Source organism: Cupriavidus gilardii (genome assembly GCF_013314895.1).
Taxonomy (GTDB): domain Bacteria; phylum Pseudomonadota; class Gammaproteobacteria; order Burkholderiales; family Burkholderiaceae; genus Cupriavidus; species Cupriavidus gilardii_C.
The window spans coordinates 54,268-67,941 of sequence record NZ_JABTYE010000028.1; the positions used below are offsets into that span (position 1 = coordinate 54,268).

Sequence of the window (13,674 nt, forward strand, 5' to 3'; positions counted from 1 at the left end):
CGATTGATTCTACCGGGGTATGGACCCCTTTCCCAATGTTTAGTTTCTGGAAGAAGCGCAAGGCCGAGCCGGCCGGCGCGCCCGCCGAGGCGCAGACCGAGGCACCATCGGCCCCGGCGGCGCAGGCACCGGCCGCCGAAGCGCCGTCGGTAACTGCCGCTCCGCCGCAGCCGGAAACGGCGGCGCCCACCGCGCCGATTGCACCGCCGGCACCGGCCGCACCGGCCGCACCGGCGGCTGAAGCCAGGCCCGCACCGTCCCGACTGTCTCCGCTGTCCTGGTTCACGCGATCGTCGCAGCCCGCGGCGGAAGCGGCGCCGCCGGTGTCGACGCAAGCCGAGCCACTGCGCGAGCCGCAGCTACCCTCCGAGCCACAACCCGAACCACAAGCGATACCCGAACCGGCGCGCGGCATCGCTGCCGAACCGGTTCCCGCAGTACCGCCCCAGCCTGCACCGCCATCCCCGCCTGCGCCCGTCGCCACGGCGGACGACGACGAGATGGTGCTGGTCCCGGTCCCGCCGCCGAGCGAGGAGGCCAAGCGCGGCTGGATGCAGCGGCTGCGCACCGGCCTGTCGAAGACCAGCCGCGGCATCAGCACGCTGTTCGTCGGCGTCAAGGTCGACGAGGCGTTGTTCGAGGAACTGGAGACCGCGCTGCTGATGGCCGATGCCGGCGTCGAGGCCACCGAATACCTGCTGGGCGAACTGCGCCGCCGCGTCAGGAGCGAGCGCATCGACACCGCCGAGGGCGTGCGCGTGGCGCTGCGCGAGCTGCTGACCGAACTGCTGCGTCCGCTCGAAAAAACCATGGAGCTCGGCCGCGAGCAGCCGATGGTGATGATGATCGCGGGCGTCAACGGCGCGGGCAAGACCACCAGCATCGGCAAGCTGTGCAAGCACTTCCAGCACTACGGCCAGTCGGTGCTGCTGGCCGCGGGCGATACCTTCCGCGCGGCCGCGCGCGAGCAACTGACGATCTGGGGCGAGCGCAACAACGTCACCGTGGTGGCGCAGGAGAGCGGCGATCCGGCCGCGGTGATCTTCGACGCGGTCAATGCCGCGCGAGCGCGCCGCGTCGACATCGTGATGGCAGACACCGCGGGCCGCCTGCCGACGCAGCTGCATCTGATGGAAGAGCTGCGCAAGGTCAAGCGCGTGATCGGCAAGGCGATGCCCACCGCGCCCCACGAGGTGCTGCTGGTCATCGACGCCAACACCGGGCAGAACGCGCTGGCGCAGGTCAAGGCCTTCGACGATGCGCTGGAGCTGACGGGCCTGATCGTGACCAAGCTCGACGGCACCGCGAAGGGCGGCATCCTCGCCGCGATCGCGCGTCAGCGCCCGGTACCGGTCTACTTCATCGGCGTCGGCGAGAAGGTCGAGGACCTGCAGCCGTTCAAGGCCGACGAGTTCGCGCAGGCGCTGCTGGGCGACTGAACGCACATCGGCAACGACCGCGAGAGCAACAGAAAAAAACGGGCGCCGCTGAAAACAGCGGCGCCCGCTTTTTTTTTGACGGCCCTGCGCCTGGTGGCGTGGGCTACTCGGCGTCGGGCTGCGCCTTCGGTGCGGCCTGCTGGAACGCCGGCATTTCCATGCAGGCGTCGAAGATCCGCACGATGGTCGGATAGGGTTCCATATCGACCTGGAAGCGCTGCGCGTTGAACACCTGCGGCACCAGGCAGATATCGGCCAGCGTCGGCGTATCGCCGAAGCAGAAGCGCCCGGCCTTGCCCTCGCGCGTCAGCGTGGCTTCGAGGCCCGCAAAGCCGAGCTCGATCCAGTGGCGGTACCAGGCGTCCTTGGCTTCCTCGCTGACGCCGAGCGTGTGCTTCAGGTACTTGAGCACGCGCAGATTGTTCAGCGGATGGATCTCGCAGGCGATCGACTGCGCCACCGCACGCACATAGGCGCGGTCCAGCGCGGTCCCAGGCAGCAGCGCCGGCTCGGGATGGGTCTCGTCCAGATACTCGACGATCGCCATCGACTGCGACAGCGCGTGGTCCTCGTCCAGCAGCGTCGGCACCAGCGCATTGGCGTTCAGCGCGCGGTACTGCTCGCTCAGTTGCTGGCCGCCATCCTTCAGAAGATGCACCGGCACGTATTCGAACGGCAGGCCCTTGAGCGCCAGCGCGATACGCACGCGAAAGGCCGCCGAACTACGGAAATAGCTGTAGAGCTTGAGCATCGCTTCAGACCACCTTGACCACCAGTTCCCCCACGCCTTCGATCGCGCACTGCATGCGATCGCCCTTGACCACCGGGCCGACGCCCTCGGGCGTGCCGCTATAGATCAGATCGCCCGGCTGCAGCTCGAACACCTTCGACAGATAGGACACCATCTCCGGCACCGACCAGATCAGGTCCGACAGATCGCCGCGCTGCTTCTCCTGGCCATTGACTGCCAGCGTCACCGCGCCGCGTTCCGGATGGCCGATGGCCTGCACCGGCACGATCGGGCCGATTGGCGCCGAATGGTCGAAGGCCTTGCCGGTCTCCCAGGGACGGCCGGTCTTCTTCGATTCGTTCTGCAGGTCGCGGCGCGTCATGTCCAGGCCCACCGCATAGCCGAACACATGCGAGGCCGCCTGCTCGACCGGGATGTCGCGCCCGCCCTTGCCGATCGCGACCACCAGCTCGACCTCGTAGTGGACGTTGTTCGAGCCCGGCGGATACGGGAACGTGCCCTCCGCGCCGTCGGCGATCGGGCTGACCGCATCGCTCGGCTTGCAGAAGAAGAACGGCGGTTCGCGGTCCGGATCCGATCCCATCTCGCGTGCGTGGGCGGCATAGTTGCGCCCGACGCAGTAGACCCGTCGCACCGGGAAACGCGCGCTGCTGCCGCGCACCGGCACGCCGGTGCGCGCGGGGGGTTGGAATACGAACTCCTCGGTCATGCATCTCTCCACTGGATGGATTTGGAATGGAAACGGAAGGGCGCCGCACGGACCTGCGCTGCGTCGGCGAACGCGCATGGTGCCTTCCGCGCGTGGGCCCGGACGGGTTGCCGGCCCCCGCGGCAGGGCATCAGCATACACCCGCCGCCCCATACCGGGGCAAGCCGCGGCCCAAAAGCGGGCGTGATTCTTGCGTGAATTCCTTGCCAGACAGCGGCCGCGGAAAGCGGCCCCAGACAGTCGGCCACCCCCTGACCGAACCATGAATCGCCGCCCGTCCCCTCCTCCGCCCGCGCGTTCCGCACCATCGGCCGACACGCCGTCCGCCCCTGCTTCCGGCGGGCGCCCGTTGCGCATTCTGCTGGTGCGCGATCCGCTCGACGCCGATCCGCTGAACGTCGACACCATCCGGGCCGGGCTGGCGGCCGCCGGCTTCAGCGAGGTGGAGACGGTCGATGCCGACCTGGCGCTGCCCGATGTCATCGCCGCACGGCAGCCGGACCTGATCATCATCGCGTCGGAGTCGGCGGCGCGCGATACGGTCGAGCACGTGTGCGTGTCGACGCAGCACGCGCCGCGTCCGATCGTGCTGTTCACCGACAACGACGATGCCGAGCGCATCAAGGCCGCGCTGACCGCCGGCATCACCGCCTATATCGTCGACGGGCTGCGCGCCGAACGGGTCAAGACCGTGCTCGACGTCGCCTACGCGCGCTTTCAGCTCGACCAGGCCCTGCGCGCGGAGCTCGATGCCACGAAGCTGAAGCTGGCCGAGCGCAAGCTGGTCGAACGCGCCAAGGGCCTGCTGATGCAGACGCGCGGCATCAGCGAAGACGAGGCGTACAAGCGCCTGCGCACCATGGCGATGGAGCGCGGTATCAAGCTGGTCGATGCCGCGCAGCGCGTGATCGACGTGATGAGCTGACGCTTCCCTCCGTCCCGCACACGGCCCCTTCACCGACGCCCTCACCGACGCCGCTTCACCGACGCCCCTTCGCGAACGCACCGGCGCGCACGCAGCCGGTGCAATGCACAACCCCGAGGCCGGCGCGTCCGTGCGCTGCACGGCAAGCGCACCACCATTACGGCGCACGCCCTGCTTTCGCGCGGGTTTCGGCACCGTAGCGCGGCATGCGCGCGCCATCGTCGTGCCACGGCGCGTGATGCTGCATGGCACAGGGATTGCGAGATGTCGGCCGTACCGGTCAACGGCGGCCGGCACCACACGATGCAGCCGGTCGACGACGACCCGCGGCATTCCCGGACAACGGCGTCCTGATCCTCCGTGCCCTGCGGCGCGGTGGAGCGGGACGCTTTTTCTTTGGAGCCTTGCATGCCCTCTCGCCTCAGTCCCGCCAAGCCCAAGCGCCCGGCGGTCGCTGCCCATGCCATCGACGGCGGCGCCGAAGCGGCGCCCGCCAGCCAGGGCCGTCGCCGCGCGCTGGCGACCATTGCCGGCGCCAGCGTGATGACGCTGGTCGATCCGATGGTGCGCGCCGGGGCGTGGGCCGCGGGCTCGGATGCGCCCGAGAAAGCGGAAGTGCGGATCGGCTTCATCCCGCTGACCGACTGCGCGTCAGTCGTGATGGCGGCCACGCTGGGGCTGGACAAGAAGTACGGCATCAAGATCACGCCGACCAAGGAGGCCTCCTGGGCCGGCGTGCGCGACAAGCTGGTCAACGGCGAGCTCGATGCCGCGCACGTGCTGTACGGGCTCGTCTATGGCGTGCAGCTGGGCATCGGCGGCCCGAAGAAGGACATGGCGGTGCTGATGAACCTGAACCACAACGGTCAGGCGATCTCGCTGTCGTCCAAGCTCGCCGAGAAGGGCGTCAAGGACGGCGCCAGCCTGCGCGCCTACATGACGCGCGAAAAACGCGAGTACACCTTCGCCCAGACCTTCCCCACCGGCACGCATGCGATGTGGCTGTACTACTGGCTGGCGGCCAATGGCATCCATCCGATGCAGGAGGCGCGCGCGATCACGGTGCCGCCGCCGCAGATGGTGGCCAATATGCGCGTGGGCAATATGGATGGCTTCTGCGTCGGCGAGCCGTGGAACGCGCGCGCGATCGCCGATCGCATCGGCTTTACCGCCGAGACCACGCAGGGCATCTGGCGCGACCACCCGGAGAAGACGCTGGGCACCACCGCCGAGTTCGTGCAGAAGTATCCGAACACGGCGCGCGCGATGGTGGCGGCGGTGCTCGAGGCCTCGCGCTTCATCGATGCGTCGGCATCGAACCGGCGCAAGACGGCCGAGACCATCGCCGCGAAGTCCTACGTCAACACCGATATGGACATCATTCTCGACCGCATGCTGGGCCGCTATTCCAACGGGCTGGGCAAGACGTGGGACGACCCCAATGCGATGAAGTTCTATCAGGACGGCCATGCCAACTACCCGTTCCTGTCCGACGGCATGTGGTTCCTGACCCAGCACAAGCGCTGGGGACTGCTGAAGGAACACCCGGACTATCTGGCGGTGGCACGCAAGGTCAATCGGATCGACGTCTACAGGCAGGCCGCCGCGGCCGCGCAGGTGCCGCTGCCCGCCAGCGAATTTCGCACCGCGAAGCTGATGGACGGCGTGGTGTGGGATGCGACCAAGGACCCGAAGGTGTACGCCGACGGTTTCAAGATCAAGGTCTGAAGTCGCTCGGCGCTCGGGCGCGGTACCGGCGGCAGCGCGCCGCATCGGATGCCACCGGCCGCAGCCAAAGCGGCACAACCAGGAGTCCGCAATGAACGTCATCGTGCAGTCGACGCAGGATGCCGGCGCCATGCCGGCCGATCGTGACGCTACGGGCAAGGCCCGCCGGGCCGCGCGTCGGGCAGCGCGTCGGGCAGCGTTTTCCGCCGCCACAGCCAGGCTGATGCCGCCGCTGCTCGGCCTGGCGCTGTTCGTGCTGGCCTGGCATGGCATCGCCAGCTGGATTCCGGCGCTGCCCACGCCGGGCGCGACCTGGCAGGCGGCGCTGCCGCTGTTCGCCGACCCGTTCTATCGCAACGGCCCCAACGACCAGGGCATCGGCTGGAACGTGCTGGCCTCGCTCGCGCGGGTCGGCACCGGCTTCGGCCTCGCCGCGCTGATCGGCATTCCGGCCGGCTTCGCGCTGGGCCGCTTCGCCTTTCTGAACGGCATGGCGGCACCCGTGATCAGCCTGTTGCGGCCGGTGTCGCCGCTGGCCTGGCTGCCGATCGGCCTGCTGCTGTTCAAGGCGGCCAATCCGGCGGCAATCTGGGCAATCTTCATCTGCTCGATCTGGCCGATGGTGATCAATACCGCAGTCGGCGTCAGCCGCGTGCCGCAGGACTATCTGAACGTGGCGCGCGTGCTCGACCTGTCGGAATGGAAGGTCTTCACGCGCGTGCTGTTCCCCGCGGTGCTGCCCTACATGCTGACCGGCGTGCGGCTCTCGATCGGCACCGCGTGGCTGGTGATCGTCGCGGCCGAGATGCTGACCGGCGGCACCGGCATCGGCTTCTGGCTATGGGACGAGTGGAACAACCTGAAGGTCGAGCACATCGTGATCGCGATCGTGGTGATCGGCGTGGTGGGCCTGCTGCTCGAGCACGCGCTGCTGGCGCTGGCGCGGCGCTTTCAGTACGGCAGCTGATCGGCGGCAACGAAGCCACCGCAACGGCTCGCACCAACGAACTACCGCGGCGAACGCCTCGGTCCCCGCCTCGGTCCCCGGAGGACATATGGACAAATTCGTCAGCATCGAACAGGTCGGCCAGACCTTCCAGACCCGCAAGGGGCCCTTCGTCGCGCTGCGCGATATCGACCTCGCCATCGCCGCCGGCGAATTCATCGCGCTGATCGGCCATTCGGGCTGCGGCAAGTCGACGCTGCTGAATCTGCTGGCGGGCCTGACCACACCGACCACCGGCACGCTGATCTGCGCCGGCCGCGAGATTGCCGGTCCGGGACCGGACCGCGCGGTGGTGTTCCAGAACCATTCGCTGCTGCCGTGGCTGTCGTGCTTCGACAACGTCTATCTCGGCGTGGAGCGCGTGTTTGCGGCCAGCGAAAGCAAAACGCAGCTGAAGGCGCGCACGCGCGAGGCCCTGGCGCTGGTGGGCCTCGCGCATGCCGAGCACAAGTACCCGCACGAGATGTCGGGCGGCATGAAGCAGCGCGTCGGCATTGCCCGTGCGCTGGCGATGGAGCCGAAGATGCTGCTGATGGACGAGCCGTTCGGCGCGCTCGATGCGCTGACGCGCGCCCATCTGCAGGACGAGCTGCTCAAGATCGTGGCCGCCACGCGCAGCACAGTCGTGATGGTGACGCACGACGTTGACGAGGCGGTGCTGCTGGCCGATCGCATCGTGATGATGACCAACGGTCCGGCCGCGACCATCGGCGAGGTCCTGGCCGTCCCGTTGCCGCGCCCGCGCGAGCGCATGGCGCTGGCGAACGACGCCGATTACCTCGCCTGCCGCACGGCGGTGCTCGATTTCCTGTATCGCAAGCAGTGCCATCCGGCGCTGCAGCAGGCGGCATGAGGGCGCTGGAGTTGCCGCGGGGCGGCGCGGCGTATCGCGCTATCATCGGTCCAAATCCGCCCTGCCCGCACCGCCATGTCTTCTGATCGCCACGACACCACGCCGCGCTTTTCCGCGGCGCCCTATATCAAGGAAATCGGCCGCGGCGTCGCCGGCGCACGCGCGCTGCCGCGCGACGATGCGCGCCTGCTGTTCGACGCGATGCTGGCCGGACGCGTTTCGGACCTCGAGTTGGGCGCCGTGCTGATGGCGTACCGGATCAAGGGCGAGGCCCCGCACGAACTCGCCGGCATGCTGGAGGCCGCGCATGCGCACTGCCGGCCGCTGCCCGCGCCGGAGCGCCAGGTGGTGGTCATTCCGAGCTACAACGGCGCGCGCAAGCAGCCCAATCTGGTGCCGCTGCTGGCGCTGCTGCTCGCGCGCGAGGGCATCCCGGTGCTGGTGCATGGGACCCGGCAGTTCAATCAGCGCGTGACCAGCATCATGCTGTTCGAGGCGTTGGGGATCCCGCCGTGCGCGACGGTGGACGAGGCCGCACGCCGGCTGGCGCTGCCTGGCCGCGGCGGCGATACCGATCCCGGTCCGCTGGCGGTGCTGCCGATCGACGTGCTGTCGCCGGCCCTGTCGACGCTGCTCGACAAGCGCACCGTGATCGGACTGCGCAATTCCTCGCACACCATCGTCAAGATGCTGCAGCCGGTCGGCGCGCATACGCCGGCCGAGGCGCTGCGGCTGTACAGCTACACCCACCCGGAATACCGCGAAACGTTGACCGACTACTTCTCGCACGAGCCGGCCAACGTGCTGCTGGCGCGCGGCACCGAGGGCGAGGTGGTGGCCGACGCCCGCCGCGGCAGCCGCATCGACTGGCTTCATGACGGCCATCAGCGCACGCTGGTGGATCCGATGTCGGGCTCCGTCGCCGACGTGCCGGCGCTGCCGCCGGGCACCGACGTGGCGCTGACCGCGGCGTGGATCCGCCAGGTGCTGTCCGGCGCCGTGCCGGTGCCGGCGCCGCTGGCGACGCAGATCGAGACGATCCAGGCCTGCCTGCGGGAAAGCGCGCGGGTCAGCTGGGTCAGTCCGCTGTAGCGAAACATTTCCCTTTCCCGCCCCCTTTCCCGCACGGGAGAGAGGAGCCTACCGGCGACTTCCTCGTCAAACCCGCCGTGGCGGCAGCGGAATCCGCTCCGTCTCGCCCGGCACATGCGGAAACTCGTCGTTCTCCCAGCGCCGCGCCGCTTCCTCGATCGCCTCGCGGCTGCTGGCGACGAAATTCCAGAAGATATGCCGCCGGCCGTCGACCGGCTCGCCGCCCAGCAGCATCAGCCGCGTTGGCTCCAGCGCCGTGACGGTCGCCTCGACGCCGGGCGTCAGCACCGCGAGATGCTCGGCCGGCAGCGCGATGCCGTCGATCGCGGCCGCGCCATCGACCAGGTACAGGCCACGCTGCTCGTGCTCCGGCGGAATCGCCAGGCTGGCGCCGGCGTCGAGTTCCAGCGCCGCATAGAGCGTGCGGCTGAACACCTGCACCGGCGAGCGGGCCCCGAAGGCGTCGCCGGCGATCACGGTGATGCGGGCGCCGCCGTGGACCAGCTGCGGCAGCGTCGCCGCCGGATGGTGGAAGAACGACGGGGCCACGGTCTCATGCTCGCGCGGCAGCGCGACCCAGGTCTGGATACCGTGCAGCCGCGGGCCGGCGTCCCGCGCGGCCTGCGGCGAGCGCTCCGAATGCACGATGCCGCTGCCCGCGGTCATCCAGTTGACATCGCCCGGCCGGATGGTCTGTTCGCTGCCCACACTGTCGCGATGGACGATTTCGCCCTCGAACAGATAGGTAACGGTGGCAAGGCCAATATGCGGATGAGGACGCACATCCATGCCCTTGCCGGCCGGCAGCTGGACCGGACCCATATGGTCGAAGAAGATGAACGGGCCGACGGTCTGGGCGGCGGCAGAGGGCAGTACGCGCCGCACAGAGAAGTCGCCGATATCTCTTACATGCGGTTTCAACAAATGTTCAATGGCGGACATGGCTGACACTCCAAGGGCGTGGGCAGATCGACGCAATGCTGGCAAGTGTAGCCCCTTGCGGCGGCATGGCATGGTCCCTGCAGCTGAACCCCGACCGACGCCGAGTCTCTAACCCCATTGCCGTCCGATTGGACCGATGTTGCGCATCCGGCTTTCCGGGCGACTTTCAGGCAACCTGTGAGCTATGAACTGTTTCCTCCGATACCCTGGAACTATCATGGCCGCCCGGACTCCAATTAGCACTCACCCGGCTGGAGTGCTAATATGCGTTGCATTGCAGTGCGGGAAGCGCCGGTATAGCCGCCGATGACGCTTTCTGCACGCGGGCATGCCACCCGCCGGATGCGAAAGGAGCCCTGAGTGAACGCAGTCCTGTCTGCCGATTCGATCACCATGAACAACACCCTGCCGATGGTGCCGCAGCGCGCCAACAGCATGGCCCTGACCCTGCCCGCCGGGCTGGGCAATCTCGACAGCTATATCCAGGCTGTCCACCGTATTCCGATGCTCACCGCCGAGGAGGAGCAGCGGCTGGCGCGCGAGTTGCGCGACCACGATTCCGTCGAAGCCGCCCGCCGGCTGGTGCTGTCGCACCTGCGCCTGGTGGTGTCGATCGCGCGCCAGTATCTGGGCTACGGCCTGCCGCACGCGGACCTGATCCAGGAAGGCAATATCGGCCTGATGAAGGCCGTCAAGCGCTTCGATCCGGACCAGGGCGTGCGCCTGGTGTCATACGCGATCCACTGGATCAAGGCGGAGATCCACGAGTACGTGCTGCGCAACTGGCGCATGGTCAAGGTCGCGACGACCAAGGCCCAGCGCAAGCTGTTCTTCAACCTGCGCAGCCACAAGCAAGGCGCCCATACCTTCACCCCGGACGAGATCGACGCGGTCGCCCGCGAGCTGAACGTCAAGCCCGAGGAAGTGATGGAGATGGAAACCCGGCTGTCCGGCGGCGATCTGGCGCTGGAAGGCCAGGTCGACGATGGCGAGGAGGAGTTCGCTCCGATCGCCTACCTGGCCGACAACCATAACGAGCCGACCCGCGTGCTCGAGGCCAAGCGCCAGGACCGGATGCAGGTCGAGGGCCTGGAACAGGCGCTGACCAAGCTCGATCCGCGCAGCCGCCGCATCATCGAGGCGCGCTGGCTGCAGGTCAACGACGACGGCTCGGGCGGCGCCACGCTGCACGAACTGGCCGACGAGTTCGGCGTCTCGGCCGAGCGCATCCGCCAGATCGAGTCCGCCGCGATGAAGAAGATGAAAGGCGCGCTGCAGGCCTTCGCCTGACGCTGCCGACGGCGAACCGGAAGGCATGAGCCGCCACAAGCCGTAACAAGCCGCTGGCTCCCCGCATGCACGGGGACGGCGGCCGGAAGGGCCGGGTTCCGCAAGGGACCCGGCCCTTTTCTATTGCCCCCGCTCCGCCGCCACGCACCTCCCCTCCTCGGGGTTTGCCCGTATCCGGCCGCCGTGATGTTGACAATCACCCGACCGTGATCTACAAATCCGTACACAACTACAAACGATTTTGTAGACAATTCTGTCCACAAAACAACATCCTGAGAGCGGACCCGAATCCTTCGGTCCATACCGCCCGCCCGGCGCGCCCGCGCGCCAACCACCGCATGGCATCGCCTTGAGGAGACAAGCATGATGCACACCACCGCGCCTGCCGCCGAGCTGCAGGACAGCGCGTCAGTCCACCACGGCAACGCGCTGATCAAGCCCTCGTACGACGAACGGCTGACCAACGAAGATCTCGCGCCGCTGAAGAAGCAGACCTGGAGCACCTACAACATCTTCGCCTTCTGGATGTCAGACGTGCACAGCGTCGGCGGCTACATCACCGCCGGCAGCCTGTTCGCGCTGGGTCTGTCGAGCTGGCAGGTGCTGGTGGCGCTGCTGGTCGGCATTGTGATCGTGCAGTTCTTCTGCAACCTGGTCGCCAAGCCCAGCCAGGTCACCGGCACGCCGTATCCGGTGATCTGCCGCGCCTCGTTCGGCGTGCTGGGCGCCAATATCCCGGCCGTGATCCGCGGTCTGATCGCGGTGGCGTGGTACGGCATCCAGACCTATCTGGCCTCGTCGGCCTTCCTGATCCTGGCGCTGCATTTCTTTCCCTCGCTGGCGCCTTACGCCGACGTCAAGCTGCACGGCTTCGCCGGGCTGTCGACGCTGGGCTGGGCCGCGTTCATGACGCTGTGGGTGCTGCAGGCGCTGGTGTTCTGGACCGGCATGGAGACCATCCGCAAGTTCATCGACTGGGCCGGCCCGGCGGTCTATGTGGTGATGATCCTGCTGGCGATCTGGCTGGTGAACAAGGCCGGCTGGAACAACATCAGCTTCACGCTGAGCTTCGTCAAGTACAGCGGCTGGGAAGCGGTGCCCGTGATGCTGACCGCGATCGCGCTGGTGGTGTCGTACTTCTCGGGCCCGATGCTGAACTTCGGCGACTTCTCGCGCTACGCGAAGAATTTCGGCGCGGTCCGCAAAGGCAACTTCTGGGGGCTGCCCGTCAACTTCCTCGGCTTCTCGCTGCTGACCGTCATCACCACCTCGGCCACGCTGCCGGTGTTCGGCAAGCTGATCACCGACCCGGTCGAGACCGTCAGCCATATCGACAGCACGTTCGCCATGGTGCTGGGCGCGCTGACCTTCATGATCGCCACCATCGGCATCAACATCGTCGCCAACTTCGTATCGCCGGCGTTCGACTTCTCCAACGTCTCGCCCAAGCACATCAGCTGGCGCACCGGCGGCATGATCGCCGCGGTCGGCTCGATCTTCATCACGCCCTGGAATCTGTACAACAACCCGCAGGTCATCCACTACACGCTGGACGTGCTCGGCGCCTTCATCGGGCCGCTGTTCGGCATCCTGATCTCCGACTACTACCTGGTGCGCCGGCAGAAGATCGATGTCGACGACCTGTACACGATGCGTGCGCAGGGCCGCTACTGGTACACCGGCGGCTACAACCCGGTAGCGATCGCCACGATGATTCCGGCCGCGATCATTCCGATCCTGTGCGTGGTGGTACCGGCCTGGCAGGGGCTGGCCAACTACAGCTGGTTCATCGGCATGGGCATCGCGCTGGTGCTGTACCGCGTGCTGGCGCGCCGCATGATGCCGCATTTCTTCGCCACCGCCTGACCGCGCCGCCGGTCCGGGGAGCCGCCATGGCGGCCGCGCCCGGATCGGCGGCAGCCATCCTGCCGATCGTCTTTCCGAGTCACTGTGTCACCCGACCCCGACCGTTGCCATGAAGCTCAAGATCATCAATCCCAATACGACGCAAAGCATGACCGACAAGATCGGCCAGTGCGCCCGCACCGTGGCCTCGCCCGACACGCGCATCGTCGCGGTCAGCCCGCGCATGGGTCCGGCTTCCATCGAGAGCCACTATGACGAAGCGCTGTCGGTGCCGGGCATCCTCGAGGAGATACGCCTGGGCGAGGCCGACGGCGTCGACGGCTACGTGATCGCCTGCTTCGGCGATCCGGGGCTGTACGCGGCGCGCGAGATGGCGCGTGGACCGGTGATCGGCATCGCGGAGGCCGCGATGCACATGGCGAGCCTGATCGGCACCAGCTTCAGCGTCGTCACCACGCTGGCGCGCACCTGCAATATCGCGTGGCATCTGGCGGAGCGCTACGGCATGGAGCGCTTCTGCCGCAACGTGCACGCCTGCGATCTGCCGGTGCTGGAGCTGGAGCGGCCTGGCTCCGATGCGCGCCGGATCATCACCGAATCGTGCCGGCAGGCGCTGGCGCAGGACCGCAGCGACTGCATCGTGCTCGGCTGCGCCGGCATGACCGATCTGTGCGAGGAGATCGCCGACGCGATCGGCGCACCGGTCATCGACGGCGTGGTGTCGGCGGTCAAGATGGTCGAGTCGCTGGTCGCGATCCGCCTGCGCACCAGCAAGCGCGGCGACTGGGCCAAACCGTTGCCGAAGCCGTACGCCGGCATGCTGGCACCGTTCGCGATCAACTGAGGCGCCGCTGTTCCCTCGCCGCTCCCATCGATTTCCGCTCACCCCAGATCATGTCCAATCCGATCTCTCCTTCCCGCCAGCGGTCCGGCGCCGGCGCCGGTGCCGGCCAACCGTATCCCCGCGACCTGATCGGCTACGGCAGCCAGCCGCCTCACGCCCAATGGCCGGGCGGCGCGCGCGTTGCGCTGCAGTTCGTGCTCAATTACGAGGAAGGCGGCGAGAACTGCGT

12 protein-coding genes are annotated in these 13,674 nt (G+C 67.8%); 9 read left to right on the top strand and 3 right to left on the bottom strand.

Annotation, left to right across the window (positions count from 1 at the left end; genetic code table 11):
- Window positions 1-35 precede the first annotated feature (35 nt).
- The gene (gene ftsY / locus HTY53_RS21730) at window positions 36-1,439 is read left to right on the top strand and encodes a signal recognition particle-docking protein FtsY (protein ID WP_174108649.1); all 1,404 of its coding nucleotides are present in this window, start codon (window positions 36-38) and stop codon (window positions 1,437-1,439) included.
- 103 nt (window positions 1,440-1,542) lie between these two features.
- Here ftsY and maiA read toward each other — a convergent pair whose 3' ends face one another.
- The gene (gene maiA, locus HTY53_RS21735; RefSeq protein WP_174108651.1) at window positions 1,543-2,190 is read right to left on the bottom strand and encodes a maleylacetoacetate isomerase; all 648 of its coding nucleotides are present in this window, start codon (window positions 2,188-2,190) and stop codon (window positions 1,543-1,545) included.
- Between the two features lie 4 nt (window positions 2,191-2,194).
- Window positions 2,195-2,899, bottom strand: coding sequence for a fumarylacetoacetate hydrolase family protein (locus HTY53_RS21740; RefSeq protein WP_174108653.1), 705 nt, complete (start codon window positions 2,897-2,899; stop codon window positions 2,195-2,197).
- Window positions 2,900-3,161: 262 nt separating this feature from the next.
- On the opposite strand from HTY53_RS21740, the gene HTY53_RS21745 reads away from it, so the two are divergent.
- The 5 genes from HTY53_RS21745 to ybiB all read left to right on the top strand — a co-directional run bounded on the left by HTY53_RS21745 (window position 3,162) and on the right by ybiB (window position 8,503).
- On the top strand, window positions 3,162-3,824 hold the full coding sequence (locus tag HTY53_RS21745) for an ANTAR domain-containing response regulator (RefSeq protein ID WP_174108655.1): 663 nt from the start codon (window positions 3,162-3,164) through the stop codon (window positions 3,822-3,824).
- Window positions 3,825-4,232: 408 nt separating this feature from the next.
- The gene (locus HTY53_RS21750; protein ID WP_174108657.1) at window positions 4,233-5,552 is read left to right on the top strand and encodes a CmpA/NrtA family ABC transporter substrate-binding protein; all 1,320 of its coding nucleotides are present in this window, start codon (window positions 4,233-4,235) and stop codon (window positions 5,550-5,552) included.
- A 91-nt stretch (window positions 5,553-5,643) separates the two neighbouring features.
- Entirely contained in the window at window positions 5,644-6,519 is an 876-nt protein-coding gene (gene ntrB / locus HTY53_RS21755; RefSeq protein WP_174108659.1) for a nitrate ABC transporter permease, read from the top strand.
- A gap of 88 nt (window positions 6,520-6,607) precedes the next feature.
- A complete protein-coding gene (locus HTY53_RS21760; protein ID WP_174108661.1) occupies window positions 6,608-7,411 on the top strand; it encodes an ABC transporter ATP-binding protein in 804 nt (267 codons plus the stop codon).
- 75 nt (window positions 7,412-7,486) lie between these two features.
- Window positions 7,487-8,503: a DNA-binding protein YbiB gene (gene ybiB / locus HTY53_RS21765; protein WP_174108663.1), complete on the top strand. Its 1,017-nt coding sequence runs from the start codon at window positions 7,487-7,489 to the stop codon at window positions 8,501-8,503.
- 66 nt (window positions 8,504-8,569) lie between these two features.
- Here ybiB and HTY53_RS21770 read toward each other — a convergent pair whose 3' ends face one another.
- Complete coding sequence (locus HTY53_RS21770; protein ID WP_174108665.1) at window positions 8,570-9,445, bottom strand: pirin family protein; 876 nt, start codon at window positions 9,443-9,445, stop codon at window positions 8,570-8,572.
- A gap of 393 nt (window positions 9,446-9,838) precedes the next feature.
- Between HTY53_RS21770 and rpoH the strand changes: the two genes are divergently transcribed.
- The 3 genes from rpoH to HTY53_RS21785 all read left to right on the top strand — a co-directional run bounded on the left by rpoH (window position 9,839) and on the right by HTY53_RS21785 (window position 13,445).
- Window positions 9,839-10,735 (top strand): RNA polymerase sigma factor RpoH, encoded by an 897-nt coding sequence (gene rpoH / locus HTY53_RS21775; protein ID WP_217435707.1) that lies wholly within the window; start codon window positions 9,839-9,841, stop codon window positions 10,733-10,735.
- A gap of 363 nt (window positions 10,736-11,098) precedes the next feature.
- Window positions 11,099-12,601: an NCS1 family nucleobase:cation symporter-1 gene (locus tag HTY53_RS21780; protein ID WP_174108668.1), complete on the top strand. Its 1,503-nt coding sequence runs from the start codon at window positions 11,099-11,101 to the stop codon at window positions 12,599-12,601.
- Window positions 12,602-12,710: 109 nt separating this feature from the next.
- Complete coding sequence (locus tag HTY53_RS21785) at window positions 12,711-13,445, top strand: aspartate/glutamate racemase family protein (RefSeq protein WP_174108670.1); 735 nt, start codon at window positions 12,711-12,713, stop codon at window positions 13,443-13,445.
- Window positions 13,446-13,674 lie beyond the last annotated feature (229 nt).

Coding starts and splice junctions, on each gene's coding strand:
- HTY53_RS21745 (WP_174108655.1), top strand. CDS start 3,162: ATGAATCGCCGCCCGTCCCCTCCTCCGCCCGCGCGTTCCGCACCATCG.
- HTY53_RS21770 (WP_174108665.1), bottom strand. CDS start 9,445: ATGTCCGCCATTGAACATTTGTTGAAACCGCATGTAAGAGATATCGGC.
- maiA (WP_174108651.1), bottom strand. CDS start 2,190: ATGCTCAAGCTCTACAGCTATTTCCGTAGTTCGGCGGCCTTTCGCGTG.
- HTY53_RS21785 (WP_174108670.1), top strand. CDS start 12,711: ATGAAGCTCAAGATCATCAATCCCAATACGACGCAAAGCATGACCGAC.
- HTY53_RS21750 (WP_174108657.1), top strand. CDS start 4,233: ATGCCCTCTCGCCTCAGTCCCGCCAAGCCCAAGCGCCCGGCGGTCGCT.
- ntrB (WP_174108659.1), top strand. CDS start 5,644: ATGAACGTCATCGTGCAGTCGACGCAGGATGCCGGCGCCATGCCGGCC.
- HTY53_RS21760 (WP_174108661.1), top strand. CDS start 6,608: ATGGACAAATTCGTCAGCATCGAACAGGTCGGCCAGACCTTCCAGACC.
- HTY53_RS21780 (WP_174108668.1), top strand. CDS start 11,099: ATGATGCACACCACCGCGCCTGCCGCCGAGCTGCAGGACAGCGCGTCA.
- HTY53_RS21740 (WP_174108653.1), bottom strand. CDS start 2,899: ATGACCGAGGAGTTCGTATTCCAACCCCCCGCGCGCACCGGCGTGCCG.
- ftsY (WP_174108649.1), top strand. CDS start 36: ATGTTTAGTTTCTGGAAGAAGCGCAAGGCCGAGCCGGCCGGCGCGCCC.
- ybiB (WP_174108663.1), top strand. CDS start 7,487: ATGTCTTCTGATCGCCACGACACCACGCCGCGCTTTTCCGCGGCGCCC.
- rpoH (WP_217435707.1), top strand. CDS start 9,839: ATGAACAACACCCTGCCGATGGTGCCGCAGCGCGCCAACAGCATGGCC.